Origin of the sequence: Enterobacter sp. MGH 24 (assembly GCF_000493015.1) — a bacterium.
Classification (GTDB): Bacteria; Pseudomonadota; Gammaproteobacteria; order Enterobacterales; family Enterobacteriaceae; genus Enterobacter.
Genome location: NZ_KI535657.1, coordinates 1874086 through 1890772, shown reverse-complemented (window position 1 = coordinate 1890772; position 16687 = coordinate 1874086). Strand labels below are relative to the sequence as shown.

Here is a 16687-nt window from a genome sequence, read left to right as displayed (position 1 = left end):
CCGGCCTGCTCATATTGATTAATAATAAAATCAGATAGAACGATTAAAAGTCCGGGTATTCTTTATCCGTCGCGTAGGTTATCGGTTTTTCAAATCCGGGAATGGTGATGCCATTCATATCAATCTTAATATCTTCCTCATTTATCCCCTGCTGGCCGAAAAGATAAATAACATTGAGTTCACCCTGCGATGCCGCTTCGTCGTATGCGTTTGCCTGACGTCGCACCAGGTGGTTACGCTGTTGATATTCCGCAAACACCGCGTCCCCGTAGCGTTTACGCAACCATTGATGGGTAAGCTTTGGCGAGTAAACCACCCCCGTGGCATTATTACCGCCAAAGCCTTTTGAATTAATAAAGGCGATTTGTCCCTGGCCTTCCTCTAACTTGCAGTCCTGAAGAGGAATGGCTAAGCGCGCGTTGTTCACCTGCGGCGCGATGTGGGACACGCTTTTAATTCCCGGCAAAATACCGTAGCGGAAGACGCCGAGGCAGCCGATCAACTGGTCGCCGCTGGCGGGCCCCAGAGAGTGGCCGAGATACGATTTCACCGCCGTCACCGGCCAGTCGCGAATCGAAAAGGCTTGCGCAACGCGGTCAAAAATATCCGCCTCGGAGACGCAATTCTTCGGCGTGCTTGAACCGTGCGCCTGAATAAACGATCCCTTCTGCACCGTCTCCATCCCGGCCATCGATACCGCAGAGGCGACGGCTTTCGCCATGGTGATGTAGTTCCCTGGGCCCGGTGACGCAATCGAACGTTTAAAGCCGTCAGCGTTGATAAAGATATTCCCCACCGAACCGTGGATCTCTGCGCCAAGCTGCAGCGCCAGCTCGTCGTCCATTAACACGACATACTGGCTGGATTCTGCGATAACAAAACCGCAGCTGTTACCAAACGGGCGGCTGCTGTTGCGCCAGTCGGCCGTTTCCGTTTCATCAATGTGCTTAAGCTTGCTCTGTGTTGCCAGGGCGCCCATGGCGTCGAAGCCTTCAATCACTTCTGAGGTAACCGGCGCTTCGGCGCTGCCAACAACGGCCACGCGAATGCGCCCCGCTTTGATATCTTCAACTGCCGCATTGAGGTTATACAGAAACGTGGCGCATGCCCCCAGCGTGGCGCTGGTATGGCCGACGCTACCCAGCACATACGCATTGAGGAAATCAGCACACATGCTGTTCAGGCCCAGCGGACAGTGTTTAGCGCTGACGCGATGGCCTTTCAGGCGAGACTGCAGCATTCCGCCAAAACCATAATCGTCGAGCTGTCCCAGGATATTGCCCGAATAGACGCCGAGCTGATCCGGCGCGATTTTTGCCTGCACCTCTTGCCACGGGATCCCCAGGGCGTTGATGGCGTCTGACGCCCCAACAATCGCCATTTGTAACGCCCGCGGATGAAACTGCGAGCTGTAATGGTCGCCTGGGCGGAATCCCTGCGGCAGCAAGCCTGCAGCCTGAACTTCCGTGCGCAAAAACGCCTCAATTTTGCAGTCCATCTCTCCCTGAACGGTAATAAGCGCGCGCTGATCCGCTAATGCCTCAACCTGCCATCCCGCCGGTAAAGGGTCAGGTAATTGCCTGGCAGAGATATTAAAACTGAATCCTTCTTCGCCTGAAACCATATTCAATTTTGCATGGCTGGCGATAGCATCGACATCGAAATAGTCGCGCGTAATTTTTCTGATTAGGGTTCCCTCAAGCACCTCGTCTTTTATCCTCGCGGCAGCCTGAGCAGGTGTAAATCTTTTACCTGAAATGTCGCAATAATCGCCCTCATTATATTTAAGCGTGCCCATCAGGATGGCTAACGATAATAATTCCTCCTGCCTTTCCTCTTCCGATAATGACTCAATAATCATTCGACGAAATGCATGATGTGAAGAACTACGACCCGCTGGACCGTAGCCGCCAAAAGCCGTTATTACGGGTAATTTCGCCATAATCCATCCTGTAGTGGTCGCTGATTAATATTGCTAAGTAAGTGCGATCGTTTCAGATATGAGTTTACAAATTACCCACAAAAGCTAATATGAAAATCCAGCCAAAATGCTGACTTTTCTGGCCAGGGTAACGTTGAGCCACCAAAAATAATAGCCAAAACAGGTATTAACCAAAAATGACAAATACACAAATAGGATTTGTGTTATGCGAACGCATGCTAATTTCCGGTCTCAGCCTGCCGATTGAAATGTGGAAAGCCGCAGCCAGCAGCTATTTAGCCGAGCAAAAAACAATGTCCCACGCAGAGACGCACAAACCTGAGAAGTCGCTCTTCAGACTCTGTCGCCCGGAGAATATTCTGAAGGTGAATATCATTGGCATAAACAGCGAGCCTATCCTGACGCACAGTGGTTTTAGCATCACCGCCGATACCACGCTTGCTGCAGACAGGCACTATGACGTTATCTATCTTCCTGCCCTGTGGCGGAATCCTCGTGCAGTGGTCAGACAGCAGCCTGAACTTCTGAAATGGCTGACCGAGCAGGCCGCGCGAGGAACCCGCATCGCCGCCGTCGGAACGGGGTGCTGTTTTCTGGCGGAGTCGGGACTGCTCGACGGGAAGCCCGCCACCACCCACTGGCACTACTTCAAACAATTCTCGCGCGACTACCCCAGCGTAAAATTACAAACAAAACACTTTCTCACGCAGGCCGATAATATTTTCTGTGCCGCAAGCGTTAAGGCCCTGTCAGACCTGACGATTCATTTTATCGAAACGATATACGGAAAACGTGTAGCCACACATACTCAGCGGACATTTTTCCATGAAATTCGCAGCCAGTTTGATCGCCAATGCTACAGTGAAGAAAACAAACCTCATCCGGATGAAGAGATCGTTCAAATACAAATCTGGATAAAAGCCAACTGCGCTACAGATATATCCATGCAAAATCTTGCCGATATGGCTGGCATGAGTTTGCGCAACTTTAATCGCCGCTTTAAAAATGCCACCGACATGTCTCCTCTGCAGTATTTATTAACCGCCAGAATTGAATCCGCCATGACAATGTTGCAATCCACCAATCTGTCCATTCAGGAGATTGCGAATGCGGTTGGATATCAGGATATTGCGCACTTTAATCGCCAGTTTAAGCATAAAACCACGATTTCTCCGGGGGATTACCGTAAGACCGTCCGGGCAAAGATGTTTAGTGCATAAACGCCGGTCATCTCTGATAATGAAAAGATGACCACGAGGAGGCTCACCGTGCAAGGCGTACCGGAACAGTTTATTGATGAAAGAGACAGCGCGCGCTTTCGCCATCTGGCACAGCTGCCGGGCCTGGAGCTGTATCACGCGCATATTTCTGACTACGCCTTTGAGCCTCACACCCATGAAGCCTTCGGGATCGGCACGATTGAAACCGGTGCCGAACGCTTTCGCTATCGCGGTACCCAGCATCTCGCCGCGGAAAAATCCGTCGTTACTATGAACCCGGACGAGATCCACACCGGTGAATCCGCCACCGAGGGCGGCTGGCGCTATCGGATGGTCTATATCGAACCCGATCTGCTGGAAGAGGTGACCGGCCTCCGGCACTGGTGGTTTAGCGACGTGACCCGTCATGACCCGCTGCGCTCGCAGCAAATCGGCAGACTCATTTACGGCCTGTGGCATACGGACGATCCGCTTGCGCAAAAAGGATTACTGCTGGATCTGATTGATACCTTCCGGCCGTTTGCCCATCACGCGCCGGTGGCTCAGGAAGGCGCGCACCGCTTCGAACGCGTGCGCGAGTACCTGCACGACAACTATATGCGCGCCCTGACGCTGGACGAGCTGGCCAGCGTCGTTTCGCTCAGCCCGTACCATTTCCAGCGCCAGTTCAAAGCCCATTTTCACGTGACGCCGCACCAGATGCTGATGGCCATTCGCCTCTGGCGCGCCAAAGCGTTCCTCACGCACGGCATGCCCGCGGCAGAGGTTGCCGCCGCGACCGGACTGACGGACCAGTCTCATTTAACCCGGGCGTTTACCCACCGCTACGGTATTACCCCCGTGCGCTACCAGAAGCAGGTCACCCGGCGCTAATGCGCAACCTCATACAATACGCGCGCATTTTCCCCTCCTACACTGCATACAGCGTAAATACCTGTGGATGGAAAAATGATTAGTGGTGTGTTGTATGCCCTGCTGGCCGGGCTGATGTGGGGGCTGATTTTTGTCGGCCCGCTGATTGTGCCCGAGTATCCGGCAATACTGCAGTCGACCGGACGTTATCTGGCGCTGGGGCTGATTGCTCTGCCTCTGGCGTGGCTGGGACGCGCGCGCTTGCGTCAGCTCAGCCGCAAGGACTGGGGTACCGCGCTGGCGCTAACCATGATGGGGAATCTTATCTACTACGTTTGCCTCGCCAGCGCCATTCAGCGTACCGGTGCGCCGGTATCTACCATGATTATCGGCACGCTGCCGGTCGTCATCCCCGTCTTTGCGAACCTGCTCTACAGCCACCGCGATGGCAAACTGGCGTGGTCAAAAATGGCGCCGGCGCTGATCTGCACCGCCGTGGGGCTGGTATGCGTCAATATTGCCGAGCTGCGTCATGGGCAGGCGGAAGATGACCTGTGGCGATACGGTTCTGGCATTGTGCTGGCGTTCATTTCCGTGGCGTGCTGGGCCTGGTATGCCCTGCGCAACGCGCGCTGGCTGCGGGAGAACCCGGACAAGCACCCGATGATGTGGGCGACGGCGCAGGCGCTGGTCACCCTGCCCGTCTCAATGGTGGGCTATGCCGGGGCGTGCATCTGGTTAGGCCATCAACAGCCTGACTTCGCCCAGCCCTTCGGGCCAAGACCGTGGGTGTTTGTCGGCCTGATGGTGGCGATTGCGGTGCTGTGTTCATGGGTGGGCGCGCTGTGCTGGAACATTGCCAGCCAGAAGCTGCCGACGGTGATCTTAGGGCCGCTGATTGTCTTCGAAACCCTGGCCGGACTGCTTTATACCTTCCTGATGCGCCAGAGCATGCCGCCGCTATTCACGGCCTGCGGGATCGCGCTGTTGGTGGTGGGGGTGGTGATGGCGGTAAGAGCGAAGCCGGAAAAACCGCGGGTCGTTCCGGCGTCGGAGATGTGATTTTTGCCGGGTGGCGGCTCCGCCTTACCCGGCCTTGTATTATCCCCCGTACAGAAAGAACCGGCCAGTTCTTTCTGTCAGGCAGTCCACATGCCGTACCCGGCCTCAGGCCACGAGCCCGTATTGTAGATCCCTGCAGTGGACTGCCCCTTCTCCACAAGTGACAAACCGGACAGTATCATGGACCGGTTTTTCCGGTAATCCGCATTCACAAGGTTGGTTTCACTATGGAACAGGAACTTCACTTTATTGGTATCGATGTCTCCAAAGCTAAGCTGGATATCGATGTGTTGCGACCTGATGGCCGTCACCGCAGCAAAAAGTTTGCCAACACCCCTAAAGGCCACGAGGAGCTGCTCAGCTGGCTCCGCAGCCATAATGTGGCTCCGGCACATATCTGCATGGAGGCGACCAGCACCTATATGGAAGACGCCGCGGCGTCCCTCAGTGATGCCGGTTTCACCGTATCCATCATCAACCCTGCTCTGGGTAAAGCCTTTGCGCAGAGCGAAGGCCTGCGCAGTAAAACCGATGCCGTCGATGCCCGTATGCTGGCAGAGTTCTGCCGGCAGAAACGTCCGGCAGCCTGGGAGGCTCCCCATCCGCTGGAGCGCGCGTTGCGGGCGCTGGTACTGCGTCATCAGTCCCTGACGGACATGCACACGCAGGAGTTGAACCGCCGGGAGACGGCGCGGGAAGTGCAGATGCCGAGCATCGACGCGCACCTCCTGTGGCTGGAAGCGGAGTTGAAGCGGCTGGAGAAACAGATAAAGGACCTGACGGATGACGACCCGGACCTGAAGCACCGGCGAAAACTGCTGGACAGCATACCGGGTATCGGTGAAAAGACGTCCGCCGTACTGCTGGCGTATGTGGGGCTGAAGGACAGGTTCGGTCAGGCGCGGCAGTTCGCGGCGTTCGCAGGGCTGACACCGCGGCAGCATGAATCCGGAAGCAGCGTAACCAGGGCAAGCAGGATGAGTAAGGCAGGCCATGTCTCGCTTCGCAGGGCGCTGTATATGCCCGCGATGGTTGCGCTGTACAAAACGGAGTGGGGAAAAGCGTTCAGGACACGTCTGGAAAAGAACGGCAAGGGAGCGAAGCTGATAATCGGAGCGATGATGCGTAAGCTGGCGCAGGTGGCGTATGGCGTCCTGAAATCAGGACGCCCGTTCGATGCCACGTTGCACCAGGAAAATGCTTGCGTCGCATAACAGTATCTACAAGGAGCCGTTTCGTAGGCCGGGTAAGCGCCAGCGCCACCCGGCATGATGTTAAAACGTTTCCCAGTTCCCTTCAGACGCCGCCGCTGCAGGCTGCGCTTTTGGCACGTAGGTTTTTACCGGCGCCGCTTTAACCGCCTGGTTGCGGGTGATTTTGAACACCGCCACCGCTTCGTTCAGGCGTGCTGCCTGATCTTCCAGCGCTGCCGCCGCGGCCGCAGACTCCTCTACCAGCGAGGCGTTCTGCTGGGTCACGCGGTCCATTTCGGCTACCGCCTGGCCCACCTGGTCGATACCGCGGCTCTGCTCGTCAGAGGCCGAGGCAATTTCGCCCATGATGTCGGTGACGCGGGTGACCGCATTGACGATCTCCGCCATCGTTTCCCCGGCTTCGTTAACCAACTGGGAGCCCGCGTTCACGCGCTCGCCGGAATCATCGATCAGCGCTTTGATCTCTTTCGCCGCCTGGGCGCTGCGCTGTGCGAGAGTACGTACTTCACCGGCCACCACCGCAAAACCGCGACCCTGCTCGCCCGCGCGCGCCGCTTCCACCGCCGCGTTCAGCGCCAGGATGTTAGTCTGGAAGGCAATACCGTCGATCACGTTAGTAATTTGCGCGATTTTGCTGGAACTGGTGGCGATTTCGTCCATTGTACGCACCACGCCTTCCACCACGTTACCGCCCTTCTTCGCCGTTGAGGAGGCGTCCAGCGCCAGACGAGACGCCTGACGCGCGTTGTCGGCGTTCTGCTTCACGGTTGCCGTCAGCTGTTCCATGCTGGCAGCCGTTTCTTCCAGAGAAGCGGCCTGCTGCTCGGTACGTGAGGAGAGATCGTTGCTGCCCGCAGAGATTTCGCCTGCACCGGTGTAAATGGTATCGGCGCCTTCACGCACCACGCCCACCGTGTTCGCCAGCGAGGTTTGCATCTCCTGAACGTTGCGCGCCAGGATGGCCATCTCATTTTTACCGTCAGCCTGAATCGGCTGGGTTAAATCCCCTGCCGCAATGGCGCGAATATGGTTAATCACCTCTTCCAGAGGCAGCAGCAGCACGCGGCGCATGGCTACCCAGCTGGAAATAATCACCACAATCACCAGCAGCATGACCGCAGAGAGGATCCACAGGATGTGTTTGTAATCACTTTCATTATCCTGAATGCCTTTATCGGTGAGCGCGGCCTGCGCTTCACGCCATTCACGATAAACCTTCTGCATCGCATTTTGCTTTTGTTCTGCATTCTGCTTGAACATATCTTCCAGATTGCCCTGGCTCAGCAGAACGTTCATTTGGGTCAGCGTTGCAGAGTAAATGCGGTACTGCTCTTCGAGCCGGTTAGCCAGGTTCTCATCCAGCCCTGGCGTATTCGGCAAGGCATAGTATTTATCGTAATGAACCTGGGCTTCTGTCAGCAGATTTTTCGCCGTCGTCACCAGTTCATTCAGCTGACCGCCGTTAATTTGCGAGGCCATGCTGCTTTGCAGGCGCAACATCCCGCGGTTCAGGGTGACGCGCGCCTGATTCAGACTGATCCACGCATCGGTAAACTCCGCCACGTTCTTGCTGGAGAGCTGCGACACGGTGAAGTTGTCTTTATCGTTGTTCAGCGCGTTGATAAAGATACCGGCGGAAATCACTTGCATGATGCCGAGCACAAGCAGCACCGAAATCAGAAGGGTAATGACTTTTATACGTTTAAACATGCGTTGCCTTTGTTATATGCAGGTTTGTCTGACGTGGATATATCGGCAGGCGCGGCGGGTTGTTTACTGTTTCTACACCTTTAAAAAGTTTCTAAACCACTTTCCTAAGTCCATTCAGAGAGTTAAATCGGATATTTTTTTGTGATCCGCATCTCACTTTTACCCGTCCCTCTAAAGGGTTATAGCGTCGCCTTAAAGATGCATTTAATATGCATCTTATATTATTAATGACGAGGTAACTGCTATGGCCTTTCGCGACCAACCCCTTGGCGAGCTGGCGCTCTCCATTCCTCGCGCTTCAGCGCTGTTCCGTAAATACGATATGGATTACTGCTGCGGCGGTAAGCAAACCCTGGCGCGAGCGGCTTCCCGCATGGAGCTGGACGTTGAGGTGATTGAAGCAGAGCTGGCGGAGCTAGCCGAGCAGCCCGTCGACAAAGACTGGCGAACCGCCCCGCTCGCTGAAATCATCGACCATATCATCGTGCGATACCATGACCGTCACCGTGAACAGCTGCCGGAACTGATCCTGCAGGCGATCAAAGTCGAGCGCGTTCATGCCGATAAACCGTCCGTACCGCGCGGCCTGGCGAAGTACCTGACCCTGCTGCACGAAGAGCTTTCCAGCCACATGATGAAAGAAGAGCAGATCCTCTTCCCGATGATTAAACAGGGAATGGGAAGCCAGGCAATGGGGCCAATCAGCGTGATGGAAAGCGAGCACGATGACGCAGGTGAATTGCTGGAGGTGATCAAACACACCACCCACAACGTCACGCCGCCGCCAGAAGCGTGCACAACGTGGAAAGCGATGTACAATGGCATTAACGAGTTGATCGACGACCTGATGGAACACATCAGTCTTGAGAACAACGTTCTGTTCCCGCGGGCATTAGCTGATAAATAAAAAAGCCCGGTGGCGCTAGCGCTTACCGGGCCTACAACGTCCTCGAACGTAGGCCGGGTAAGCGTCAGCGCCACCCGGCAACATCCTTAACGCATGCCTGCCATACGTTTCTTACCGATAAACACCCAGCCCAGCCCCAGCGCGATAAACCACAGCGGCGTGACGATCAGCGCCTGACGGGTATCATCTTCCAGCGTCAGCAGAACCAGCACGAAGACGAAGAACGCCATGCACACCCAGCACATCAGCTTGCCCAGCGGCATCTTGTAGATCGATTTTTCATGCAGGTGTGGACGCTGCTTGCGGTACACCAGGTATGAACAGAGGATGATGGTCCAGACGAACATAAACAGGATCGCAGAGACCGTGGTAATCATGGTGAACGCGCCAATCACGCTTGGGTTCACGTAGAGCATCACCACACCGCCCAGCAGGCACATGCAGGAGAAGGTCAACCCTTTAGCCGGTACCGCGCGCTTCGACAGCTTGGCGAACGCGCTCGGCGCCACGCCTTCCTGCGCCAGCCCAAACAGCATACGGCTGGTGGAGAATACGCCGCTGTTTGCGGAAGACGCCGCAGAGGTTAGCACCACGAAGTTAATCAGGCTCGCGGCAGCAGGCAGGCCTACCAGCACGAACAGTTCAACGAACGGGCTCTTGGTTGGCACCACGGAGCTCCACGGCGTCACGGACATAATAATGACCAGCGCGAAGACGTAGAACATGATGATACGAACCGGAATAGAGTTAATGGCGCGCGGGAGAGACTTCTCGGGATCTTTGGTCTCTGCAGCCGTGGTTCCCACCAGCTCAATGCCCACGAAAGCAAATACCGCAATCTGGAAGCCGGCAAAGAAGCCGCTGATGCCTTTCGGGAACCAGCCACCGTCATTCCACAGATGGGTAAACGACGCCTGAACGCCCGTTGGCGACTGGAAGTGGGTGAGCACCATCACCAGACCCACGACGATAAGCCCGACAATCGCCACGATTTTGATCATCGCGAACCAGAACTCCATCTCACCGAACATTTTAACGGTGGCGAGGTTAAGGCTCAGCAGTAGAACAATGACCGCCAGCGAGGCGACCCAGTCCGACAGTCCCGGGAACCAGAACTGCGCGTAGGCGGTAATCGCCACGACGTCCGCCATACCGGTGACCACCCAGCAGAACCAGTAGGTCCAGCCGGTGAAATATCCCGCCCACGGCCCGAGCAGGTCAGAAGCGAAGTCGCTAAAGGATTTGTATTCGAGGTTCGAGAGCAGCAATTCACCCATTGCACGCATCACGAAGAAGAGCATAAAACCGATGATCATATAAACGAATATGATCGACGGCCCGGCAAGACTGATGGTTTTGCCTGACCCCATAAACAGCCCGGTACCGATGGCACCCCCAATCGCAATGAGCTGAATATGACGGTTTGTGAGATTGCGCCGTAGCGACTGTTCAGACGTCGCCTCTTCTGTAGCGGCGACTTTGACCTGATCTACCATGTAATTTTCCTGTTTATGCCTGTCTGTGTTGTTAAGGCTCTTCTGGCCTTTAAAAACGTCAAAAAAATGACGGTCCCTTTGTAAGGGTTTATCGATATTAGGTAAGAATCGGCGGGATGAATACTATGATTTAGATATTATGTTAATAATATGTTGAAAGTGAGTGTCATATCACTCATACAGCGCGAAACAGCTCACAAAAATACACGCAACAGTTTCGTTTGCAAGATAAAATATTGATTACGTCGTAACTATAGGTTTTAACACTTTTTTCCTCTCCCCAACCGGGAAGAGGAAATAAGAAAAGTCGATTACAGAATTTCCAGCAGCTCGACTTCAAACACCAGGGTGCTGAATGGCGGAATGGACGCGCCAGCGCCGCGCTCGCCGTAGGCCAGGTTGTGCGGGATGGTCAACTCCCATTTAGAACCCACTGGCATCAGGGTCAGCGCTTCGATCCAGCCTGCGATAACGCCATTCACCGGGAATTCAGCCGGTTCGCCGCGCGCCACGGAGCTGTCGAAGACGGTGCCGTCGATCAGCTTACCGGTGTAGTGTACGCGAACGTGGTCGGTACGTGCCGGGATTGCGCCGTCGCCCTGATTGATCACGCGGAACTGCAGGCCGGATTCGGTGCTGTTCACGCCTTCACGCTCGCGGTTCTCTTCCAGATATTTCACACCTTCGGCGGCCATCTCTTCAAAGCGCGCGCGACGCACGGCGTCAGCACGTTCGTGGATTTCACGCAGCGCACGGTGCACGACGTCAACCGGAACGGCAGGCTGTTTGCCTTCCAGCGCGTCAGCGATACCCGCCACCAGCGCTTCTGGTAACAGACCTTCCAGGCCGGATTCGCTCAGCTGCTGTCCTACCTGCAAGCCGATACCGTAACTTGCCTGCGCTTCGATAGTGTCAAAAGTCGGGGTGGTCATGGGTTTTCCTTCCATCACATTTAAAGTAGCGGGCAGCATATCAGCCATGCCCTTATGGGTAAAACTTTGTCTGAAGTTAAGGTGACAAACCGCGACGAAACGGAAACAATAGAGATAACCAGGATTAATCCCGAACTGATGTCACGGATGTCGGGTTTACTACGCCGTTCAGGCAGTTAGCAAACTATACTTCGGGGCACAGGATAAAAAATACGCGGAGCAGGAGGAGTGCCATGCCCGGGCGATTTGAACTGAAACCTACCCTGGCGAAAATCTGGCAGGCGCCGGACAATTTTCGCATCATGGACCCGCTGCCTCCTCTGCATCGCAGAGGGATCATCATTGGCGCGCTGATGGTGATCGTGGGCTTCCTGTTACCTTCCGGGGGCGATGATGTCGATACCGCACCCGTCACCCGCAATGCCCAACTGGACATTCAGTCGCAGACGCGGCCGCAGCCAGACGCACAGCCGATGCAGACGCAGCTCGTCACCCCGTCTAACGATCCGGGTCAGGTCGCGCCGGTTGAGCCAGAGCCTATTCAGGATGAACAACCGCAGGATCAAGCCGCCGCCGCCCCGTCTCAGCCTCAGGCGCAACAGCCCACCGGCATTGAGCAACAGTGGCGTTCCTATCGCGTAGAGCCGGGCAAAACCCTGGCACAACTCTTCCGGGACCACAACCTGCCGCCAACCGACGTATATGCCATGGCGCAGGTGGAAGGTGCGGGTAAACCGCTCAGTAACCTGCAGAATGGTCAGATGGTACAGATTCGCCAGAATGCCAGCGGGGTGGTGACAGGGTTAACGATTGATACGGGAAGTGGACAACAGGTACTGTTTACCCGCCAGCCAGACGGCAGTTTTATCAGGGCGCGTTAAAAACCCGGTTCTGTAAAAAGCAAAACGCCGGCACAAGGCCGGCGTTTCAACGTGAGCGGAGTAAAAAATTACTCAGCTACAACGTTAACAACCAGTTTAGCGAACACTTCGCTGTGAACCTGGAAGTCAACTTCGTGCTCACCAGTGGTACGCAGAACGCCGTTCGGCAGACGAACTTCGCTCTTAGCCACTTTAACGCCTGCTGCAGAAACTGCATCAGCGATATCGCGGGTACCGATGGAACCGAACAGTTTACCTTCGTCGCCAGATTTAGACGCGATGGTAACGGTGCCCAGTGCGTTGATTGCTTCAGCGCGAGCGTTAGCAGCCGCCAGAACGTCAGCCAGTTTGGCTTCCAGTTCAGCGCGACGTGCTTCGAAAAACTCTACGTTTTTCTTGGTAGCTGGAACAGCTTTACCCTGTGGAACCAGGAAGTTACGTGCGTAACCCGCTTTAACGTTAACCTGATCACCCAGGCTGCCCAGGTTTGCTACTTTATCAAGCAGAATAACTTGCATTACCTTATCCTCTTAAAGTCGTATTAATGGACCGTGCCCGATTACTGATGACGATCAGTGTACGGCAGCAGGGACAGGTAGCGAGCGCGTTTGATAGCGCGAGCCAGCTGACGCTGGTATTTTGCACGAGTACCGGTGATACGGCTTGGGACAATCTTACCGCTTTCGGTGATGTAGTTTTTCAGCGTTGCGATATCTTTATAGTCGATCTCTTGAACGCCTTCCGCGGTGAAACGGCAGAACTTGCGACGACGGAAATAACGTGCCATATGGCTAGTCTCCAGAATCTATCAAATCAATCTGCTCGGCATGCAGAACCATTTTGCTCAGGCCGTTCTTTGCCTTGTGGCAAGAGATGAACCCCTGAACGATTACTGCGCTACCGACCGTTAAACTGTGAGTAATGGCCTGGTTTTCGTGTCCGCTAATAATAACGGGCATTTGGCACCACGCCTGCCGGTGAAACCCGGCTTCCTCTTGCACAGAACGATGCTCAAGCACGAACTGGCAATGCGGAATTCCTGATGGACTGACCTTTCGAAGGGGAGCCCTGCATACGATGCCGGACAACGCCAGACGGTTGGTCATCAGAAATTACTCTTCAGAATCCCCAGCATCAGAATCATCTGCGGTTTCGTTTGCGAAATCATCGCGACGCTCACGGCGCTCGTCTTTCGCTTTAACCATCGGAGATGCTTCGGTAACTGCGTTTTTGGTACGCATAACCATGCTGCGGATAACGGCATCGTTGAAGCGGAAGGTAGTTTCCAGCTCATCGATCACTTCCTGCGGCGCTTCAACGTTCATCAGAACGTAGTGTGCTTTGTGCAGTTTGTTGATCGGGTAAGCCAGCTGACGGCGGCCCCAGTCTTCCAGACGGTGGATCGTACCTTCTGCACCAGTGATGGCAGCAGAGTAACGCTCGATCATACCCGGAACCTGTTCGCTCTGGTCAGGATGGACCATAAAAACGATTTCGTAATGACGCATCGAATTGCTCCTTACGGATTATTCAGCCTCCTGTCTGGGTCAGCCGAGGCCCGGGGAGGCAAGGAACGTGTTAAAGGTCGGCTGAAAAATTGACGCGTCATAATACTTGCGCGCCCCTGGAAACTCAAGCTGATTGCACAAATAATTCGCACAAAGCGCGAAGCGGGTCTAAGTGGGTGATTTAAAATTGGTCACACCCGGAAGCGCTGTTTTTTTGAACAACTGCATCAGAAATGGTCACGCATCCCCGCAGGATGAGTGATTACACTTTAATCAGAGATCACCTGAATTAAAGAAGGAGTATCCCCCCTCTCGCAGCACGTAGTCGTGGAGCGCATATCATGAAAAAAATCGCATTAGCCATAATGGCGGCGCTTTTGCTCAGTGCAAACGCGATGGCAGCCATCAAGATAGACAGCCGACAGGCCAGAAACATGGATGATGTGCAAAGCTTGGGCGTAATTTACATCAATCATAATTTCGCCACGGAAAGTGAAGCAGATCAGGCATTAAATGAAGAAACCGATGCGCAGGGCGCAACCTATTACCACGTGATGTTAACCCGTGAGCCCGGCAGCAACGGCAACATGCACGCCAGTGCAGATATTTACCGATAACGCTTTAACGCTAGCACCAGGAAAGCCAACAACGAGAACATAGCCATAGTTGACGTTGCCCCCTGCCCGGGGGCTTTTTTTGTGAATGGCTCCGGAATACCACCGGTTACAACTGTTTTTCGGTATTCCAGAGCACTTATTCACTTCTGCCCGTAGTAGGCATTCGGGCCGTGCTTGCGCATGAAATGCTTGTTCATCAGGTAGTCATCAATGCCCTGAAGCTGTGGGTTAATGCCGCGGGCAATCCACGCCATACGTGCCACTTCCTCCATGACGACCGCATTATGGACGGCGTCGTGGGCATCTTTTCCCCAGGCGAACGGGCCGTGCTGATAGACCACAATACCCGGCGTATGCAGCGGTTCGCTTTCGCCCAACGTTTCGATGATGACTTTACCGGTGTTGAGCTCGTATTCGCCTTCCACTTCAGCCTGCGTTAATGCGCGCGTGCAGGGAATGTCGCCAAAGAAGTAGTCCGCGTGGGTCGTGCCCAGCGCCGGGATGGGCAGCCCCGCCTGTGCCCAGGCCGTCGCGTGCGTGGAGTGGGTATGCACCACGCCGCCAAGGGACGGATAACGCCGGTACAGCGCCAGATGGGTGGCGGTATCTGAAGAGGGACGCCATTTTCCCTCCACGACGTTTCCGTCGAGATCCACGACAACCATATCGTCTGCTTTCATGGTGTCATACGCCACACCGCTCGGCTTAATCACGATCAGCCCCTGCTCGCGGTCGATTGCGCTCACATTGCCCCAGGTGAACGTGACCAGACCATAGCGCGGCAGATCCATGTTGGCTTCAAAGACCTGCTGTTTAAGCTTAAGCATGTTCAGCCTCCAGCAACCCTGCACGCGCCATACGTTCGCGCACCCAGTCCCGTGCCTTCGCCACTTCCGCAGCCGGGTCGTCCGACGTCTCGCTCCACATCTCAATCAGGTACGGCCCGCAATAGCCTGTCTGCCTGAGCGTTTCGAAGCACCGTTCGAAATCCACCACCCCGGTGCCGAACGGAACATTTTTGAACACGCCTGGACGGGTATCTTTGACGTGCACCGCCACAATATGCCCGACGCCCGCCTGCAGCTCCATCTGCACGTCGTTATCCCATGCCGACAGGTTGCCGATATCAGGATAAAGCTGGAACCAGGGGTTATTCAGGTAGTGCGCGTAGCCCAGCGCCTTGCTGATGGAGTTCATCAACGGGTAGTCCATGATCTCCATCGCCAGCGTGACCTGCGCGCGGCTTGCCATCTCAACGCTCTCCTTCAGGCCGTCACGGAAACGACGGCGCGTTTCATCGTTGGCTTCCTGATAGTAAACGTCATAACCCGCCAGCTGGATCACGCGGATACCGACATCCTGCGCAAAGCGAATGGCTTTACGCATGATCGCCAGCCCCTGCGCGCGCACGGCATCGTCTTCGCTGCCGAGCGGAAAACGGCGGTGGGCGCTCAGGCACATGGACGGCACGCGCACGCCCGTTTCAGCGACGGCGCTCACCAGCGCCAGGCGCTGTTCGCGGCTCCAGTCGAGGCGAGAGAGACGCTCGTCCGTCTCATCCACGGACATTTCGACAAAATCGAAACCCAGCTGTTTTGCCAGCTGTAACCGCTCCAGCCAGCACTCCCCCGCAGGGAGTGCCTTTTCATAGATGCCAAGCGGGACCTGTTTTGACAACATACCCGCTCCTTAGCCCCAAAGCTGAGCGATTGAGCGTTTGAACTGACGCGCCGCTTCCACCGGAGACGCCGCATCACGAATGCTACGACCGGCAATAAAGACGTGAATCGGGATCCCCTGGAACAGCGGCAGATCTTCCAGCGCCAGGCCGCCGGTGACGGTGACTTTGAAGCCCATATCCGCCAGACGTTTGATAGCGCTGATATCCGCTTCGCCCCACGCCACCCCTGCGGCCTGCGCATCGCGGCTACGGTGATACACCACCTGCTGAATGCCCGCGTCGCGCCACTCCTGGGCCTGCTCCCAGGTCCAGAAGCCGGTCAGCTCAATCTGCACGTCGCCGTTAAACTCTTTTGCCACGTCCAGCGCGCCTTTGGCGGTGTTGATATCCGCACAGCAGATCACGGTGACCCAGTCAGCATTTGCTTCGAAACACATGCGGGAGAGGATTTTGCCTGCGTCGGCGATTTTGGCATCCGCCAGCACGATTTTATGCGGATAGAGCGCCTTCAGGTCGCGAACGGCGCGTACGCCTTCGCCCACGCAGAGAATGGTGCCCACTTCGATGATGTCGACTTCTTCCGCAATCAGGCGGGTGGTTTCGTAAGCGTGGGACAGAGTTTGGTTATCCAGCGCAACCTGCAACATTGGTAAAGACATGTTCAA

The 16687-nt window shown here is 55.3% G+C and carries 18 protein-coding genes; 7 read left to right on the top strand and 11 right to left on the bottom strand.

The window, feature by feature from the left end; translation table 11 throughout:
• Nucleotides 1-43: 43 nt before the first annotated feature.
• Nucleotides 44-1705 (bottom strand): beta-ketoacyl synthase, encoded by a 1662-nt coding sequence (locus tag L370_RS12870; RefSeq protein WP_255344007.1) that lies wholly within the window; start codon nt 1703-1705, stop codon nt 44-46.
• Nucleotides 1706-2118: 413 nt separating this feature from the next.
• On the opposite strand from L370_RS12870, the gene L370_RS12875 reads away from it, so the two are divergent.
• The 4 genes from L370_RS12875 to L370_RS12890 all read left to right on the top strand — a co-directional run bounded on the left by L370_RS12875 (nt 2119) and on the right by L370_RS12890 (nt 6290).
• Nucleotides 2119-3162, top strand: a complete 1044-nt coding sequence (locus L370_RS12875; protein WP_023334275.1) for a GlxA family transcriptional regulator — start codon at nt 2119-2121, stop codon at nt 3160-3162.
• Nucleotides 3163-3210: 48 nt separating this feature from the next.
• Nucleotides 3211-4035: an AraC family transcriptional regulator gene (locus L370_RS12880; protein WP_023334274.1), complete on the top strand. Its 825-nt coding sequence runs from the start codon at nt 3211-3213 to the stop codon at nt 4033-4035.
• 75 nt (nt 4036-4110) lie between these two features.
• Nucleotides 4111-5076: a DMT family transporter gene (locus L370_RS12885; protein WP_023334273.1), complete on the top strand. Its 966-nt coding sequence runs from the start codon at nt 4111-4113 to the stop codon at nt 5074-5076.
• 227 nt (nt 5077-5303) lie between these two features.
• Nucleotides 5304-6290, top strand: coding sequence for an IS110 family transposase (locus L370_RS12890; RefSeq protein ID WP_023334272.1), 987 nt, complete (start codon nt 5304-5306; stop codon nt 6288-6290).
• A gap of 60 nt (nt 6291-6350) precedes the next feature.
• Here L370_RS12890 and L370_RS12895 read toward each other — a convergent pair whose 3' ends face one another.
• On the bottom strand, nt 6351-8000 hold the full coding sequence (locus tag L370_RS12895) for a methyl-accepting chemotaxis protein (protein ID WP_023334271.1): 1650 nt from the start codon (nt 7998-8000) through the stop codon (nt 6351-6353).
• A gap of 244 nt (nt 8001-8244) precedes the next feature.
• On the opposite strand from L370_RS12895, the gene ytfE reads away from it, so the two are divergent.
• Entirely contained in the window at nt 8245-8907 is a 663-nt protein-coding gene (gene ytfE / locus L370_RS12900; protein ID WP_023334270.1) for an iron-sulfur cluster repair protein YtfE, read from the top strand.
• 86 nt (nt 8908-8993) lie between these two features.
• Here ytfE and cycA read toward each other — a convergent pair whose 3' ends face one another.
• Together cycA and fklB are read right to left on the bottom strand one after the other, a co-directional pair.
• On the bottom strand, nt 8994-10403 hold the full coding sequence (gene cycA / locus L370_RS12905; protein ID WP_023334269.1) for a D-serine/D-alanine/glycine transporter: 1410 nt from the start codon (nt 10401-10403) through the stop codon (nt 8994-8996).
• A gap of 311 nt (nt 10404-10714) precedes the next feature.
• Nucleotides 10715-11335, bottom strand: coding sequence for an FKBP-type peptidyl-prolyl cis-trans isomerase (fklB, locus tag L370_RS12910; RefSeq protein WP_008502892.1), 621 nt, complete (start codon nt 11333-11335; stop codon nt 10715-10717).
• Between the two features lie 233 nt (nt 11336-11568).
• On the opposite strand from fklB, the gene L370_RS12915 reads away from it, so the two are divergent.
• Nucleotides 11569-12216: an OapA family protein gene (locus L370_RS12915; protein WP_023334268.1), complete on the top strand. Its 648-nt coding sequence runs from the start codon at nt 11569-11571 to the stop codon at nt 12214-12216.
• Nucleotides 12217-12284: 68 nt separating this feature from the next.
• Here the strand turns inward: L370_RS12915 and rplI are convergent, their stop codons facing one another.
• Genes rplI through rpsF form a run of 4 tightly spaced genes read right to left on the bottom strand, consistent with a single transcriptional unit; the run spans nt 12285 to nt 13724 of the window.
• Entirely contained in the window at nt 12285-12734 is a 450-nt protein-coding gene (rplI, locus tag L370_RS12920) for a 50S ribosomal protein L9 (RefSeq protein ID WP_023310148.1), read from the bottom strand.
• Nucleotides 12735-12775: 41 nt separating this feature from the next.
• Nucleotides 12776-13003 (bottom strand): 30S ribosomal protein S18, encoded by a 228-nt coding sequence (gene rpsR / locus L370_RS12925; RefSeq protein ID WP_000135199.1) that lies wholly within the window; start codon nt 13001-13003, stop codon nt 12776-12778.
• Nucleotides 13004-13007: 4 nt separating this feature from the next.
• Nucleotides 13008-13322 carry a primosomal replication protein N gene (priB, locus tag L370_RS12930; protein WP_008502895.1) on the bottom strand — a complete coding sequence of 105 codons (315 nt, stop codon included), beginning with the start codon at nt 13320-13322 and terminating at the stop codon, nt 13008-13010.
• A 6-nt stretch (nt 13323-13328) separates the two neighbouring features.
• Nucleotides 13329-13724: a 30S ribosomal protein S6 gene (gene rpsF / locus L370_RS12935; protein ID WP_014068637.1), complete on the bottom strand. Its 396-nt coding sequence runs from the start codon at nt 13722-13724 to the stop codon at nt 13329-13331.
• A 341-nt stretch (nt 13725-14065) separates the two neighbouring features.
• On the opposite strand from rpsF, the gene yjfY reads away from it, so the two are divergent.
• On the top strand, nt 14066-14341 hold the full coding sequence (yjfY, locus tag L370_RS12940; RefSeq protein ID WP_010427445.1) for a DUF1471 family protein YjfY: 276 nt from the start codon (nt 14066-14068) through the stop codon (nt 14339-14341).
• Nucleotides 14342-14481: 140 nt separating this feature from the next.
• On the opposite strand, the gene L370_RS12945 is transcribed toward yjfY, so the two are convergent.
• From L370_RS12945 to ulaD, 3 genes are read right to left on the bottom strand one after another with little or no spacing between them, the layout of a single operon-like run.
• Nucleotides 14482-15168, bottom strand: coding sequence for an L-ribulose-5-phosphate 4-epimerase (locus L370_RS12945; RefSeq protein WP_023334267.1), 687 nt, complete (start codon nt 15166-15168; stop codon nt 14482-14484).
• Nucleotides 15161-16021, bottom strand: a complete 861-nt coding sequence (locus L370_RS12950; RefSeq protein ID WP_023334266.1) for an L-ribulose-5-phosphate 3-epimerase — start codon at nt 16019-16021, stop codon at nt 15161-15163. The genes L370_RS12945 and L370_RS12950 overlap by 8 nt, the downstream gene beginning before the upstream one ends.
• Before the next feature lie 9 nt (nt 16022-16030).
• Entirely contained in the window at nt 16031-16681 is a 651-nt protein-coding gene (ulaD, locus tag L370_RS12955) for a 3-keto-L-gulonate-6-phosphate decarboxylase UlaD (RefSeq protein ID WP_023334265.1), read from the bottom strand.
• Nucleotides 16682-16687: the final 6 nt, after the last annotated feature.

What these genes read in the sequence shown, in the direction of transcription:
- L370_RS12875 (WP_023334275.1), top strand. Translation starts at nt 2,119, where the DNA reads ATGACAAATACACAAATAGGATTTGTGTTATGCGAACGCATGCTAATT.
- L370_RS12885 (WP_023334273.1), top strand. Translation starts at nt 4,111, where the DNA reads ATGATTAGTGGTGTGTTGTATGCCCTGCTGGCCGGGCTGATGTGGGGG.
- L370_RS12890 (WP_023334272.1), top strand. Translation starts at nt 5,304, where the DNA reads ATGGAACAGGAACTTCACTTTATTGGTATCGATGTCTCCAAAGCTAAG.
- L370_RS12895 (WP_023334271.1), bottom strand. Translation starts at nt 8,000, where the DNA reads ATGTTTAAACGTATAAAAGTCATTACCCTTCTGATTTCGGTGCTGCTT.
- ytfE (WP_023334270.1), top strand. Translation starts at nt 8,245, where the DNA reads ATGGCCTTTCGCGACCAACCCCTTGGCGAGCTGGCGCTCTCCATTCCT.
- cycA (WP_023334269.1), bottom strand. Translation starts at nt 10,403, where the DNA reads ATGGTAGATCAGGTCAAAGTCGCCGCTACAGAAGAGGCGACGTCTGAA.
- fklB (WP_008502892.1), bottom strand. Translation starts at nt 11,335, where the DNA reads ATGACCACCCCGACTTTTGACACTATCGAAGCGCAGGCAAGTTACGGT.
- L370_RS12915 (WP_023334268.1), top strand. Translation starts at nt 11,569, where the DNA reads ATGCCCGGGCGATTTGAACTGAAACCTACCCTGGCGAAAATCTGGCAG.
- rplI (WP_023310148.1), bottom strand. Translation starts at nt 12,734, where the DNA reads ATGCAAGTTATTCTGCTTGATAAAGTAGCAAACCTGGGCAGCCTGGGT.
- rpsR (WP_000135199.1), bottom strand. Translation starts at nt 13,003, where the DNA reads ATGGCACGTTATTTCCGTCGTCGCAAGTTCTGCCGTTTCACCGCGGAA.
- priB (WP_008502895.1), bottom strand. Translation starts at nt 13,322, where the DNA reads ATGACCAACCGTCTGGCGTTGTCCGGCATCGTATGCAGGGCTCCCCTT.
- rpsF (WP_014068637.1), bottom strand. Translation starts at nt 13,724, where the DNA reads ATGCGTCATTACGAAATCGTTTTTATGGTCCATCCTGACCAGAGCGAA.
- yjfY (WP_010427445.1), top strand. Translation starts at nt 14,066, where the DNA reads ATGAAAAAAATCGCATTAGCCATAATGGCGGCGCTTTTGCTCAGTGCA.
- L370_RS12945 (WP_023334267.1), bottom strand. Translation starts at nt 15,168, where the DNA reads ATGCTTAAGCTTAAACAGCAGGTCTTTGAAGCCAACATGGATCTGCCG.
- L370_RS12950 (WP_023334266.1), bottom strand. Translation starts at nt 16,021, where the DNA reads ATGTTGTCAAAACAGGTCCCGCTTGGCATCTATGAAAAGGCACTCCCT.
- ulaD (WP_023334265.1), bottom strand. Translation starts at nt 16,681, where the DNA reads ATGTCTTTACCAATGTTGCAGGTTGCGCTGGATAACCAAACTCTGTCC.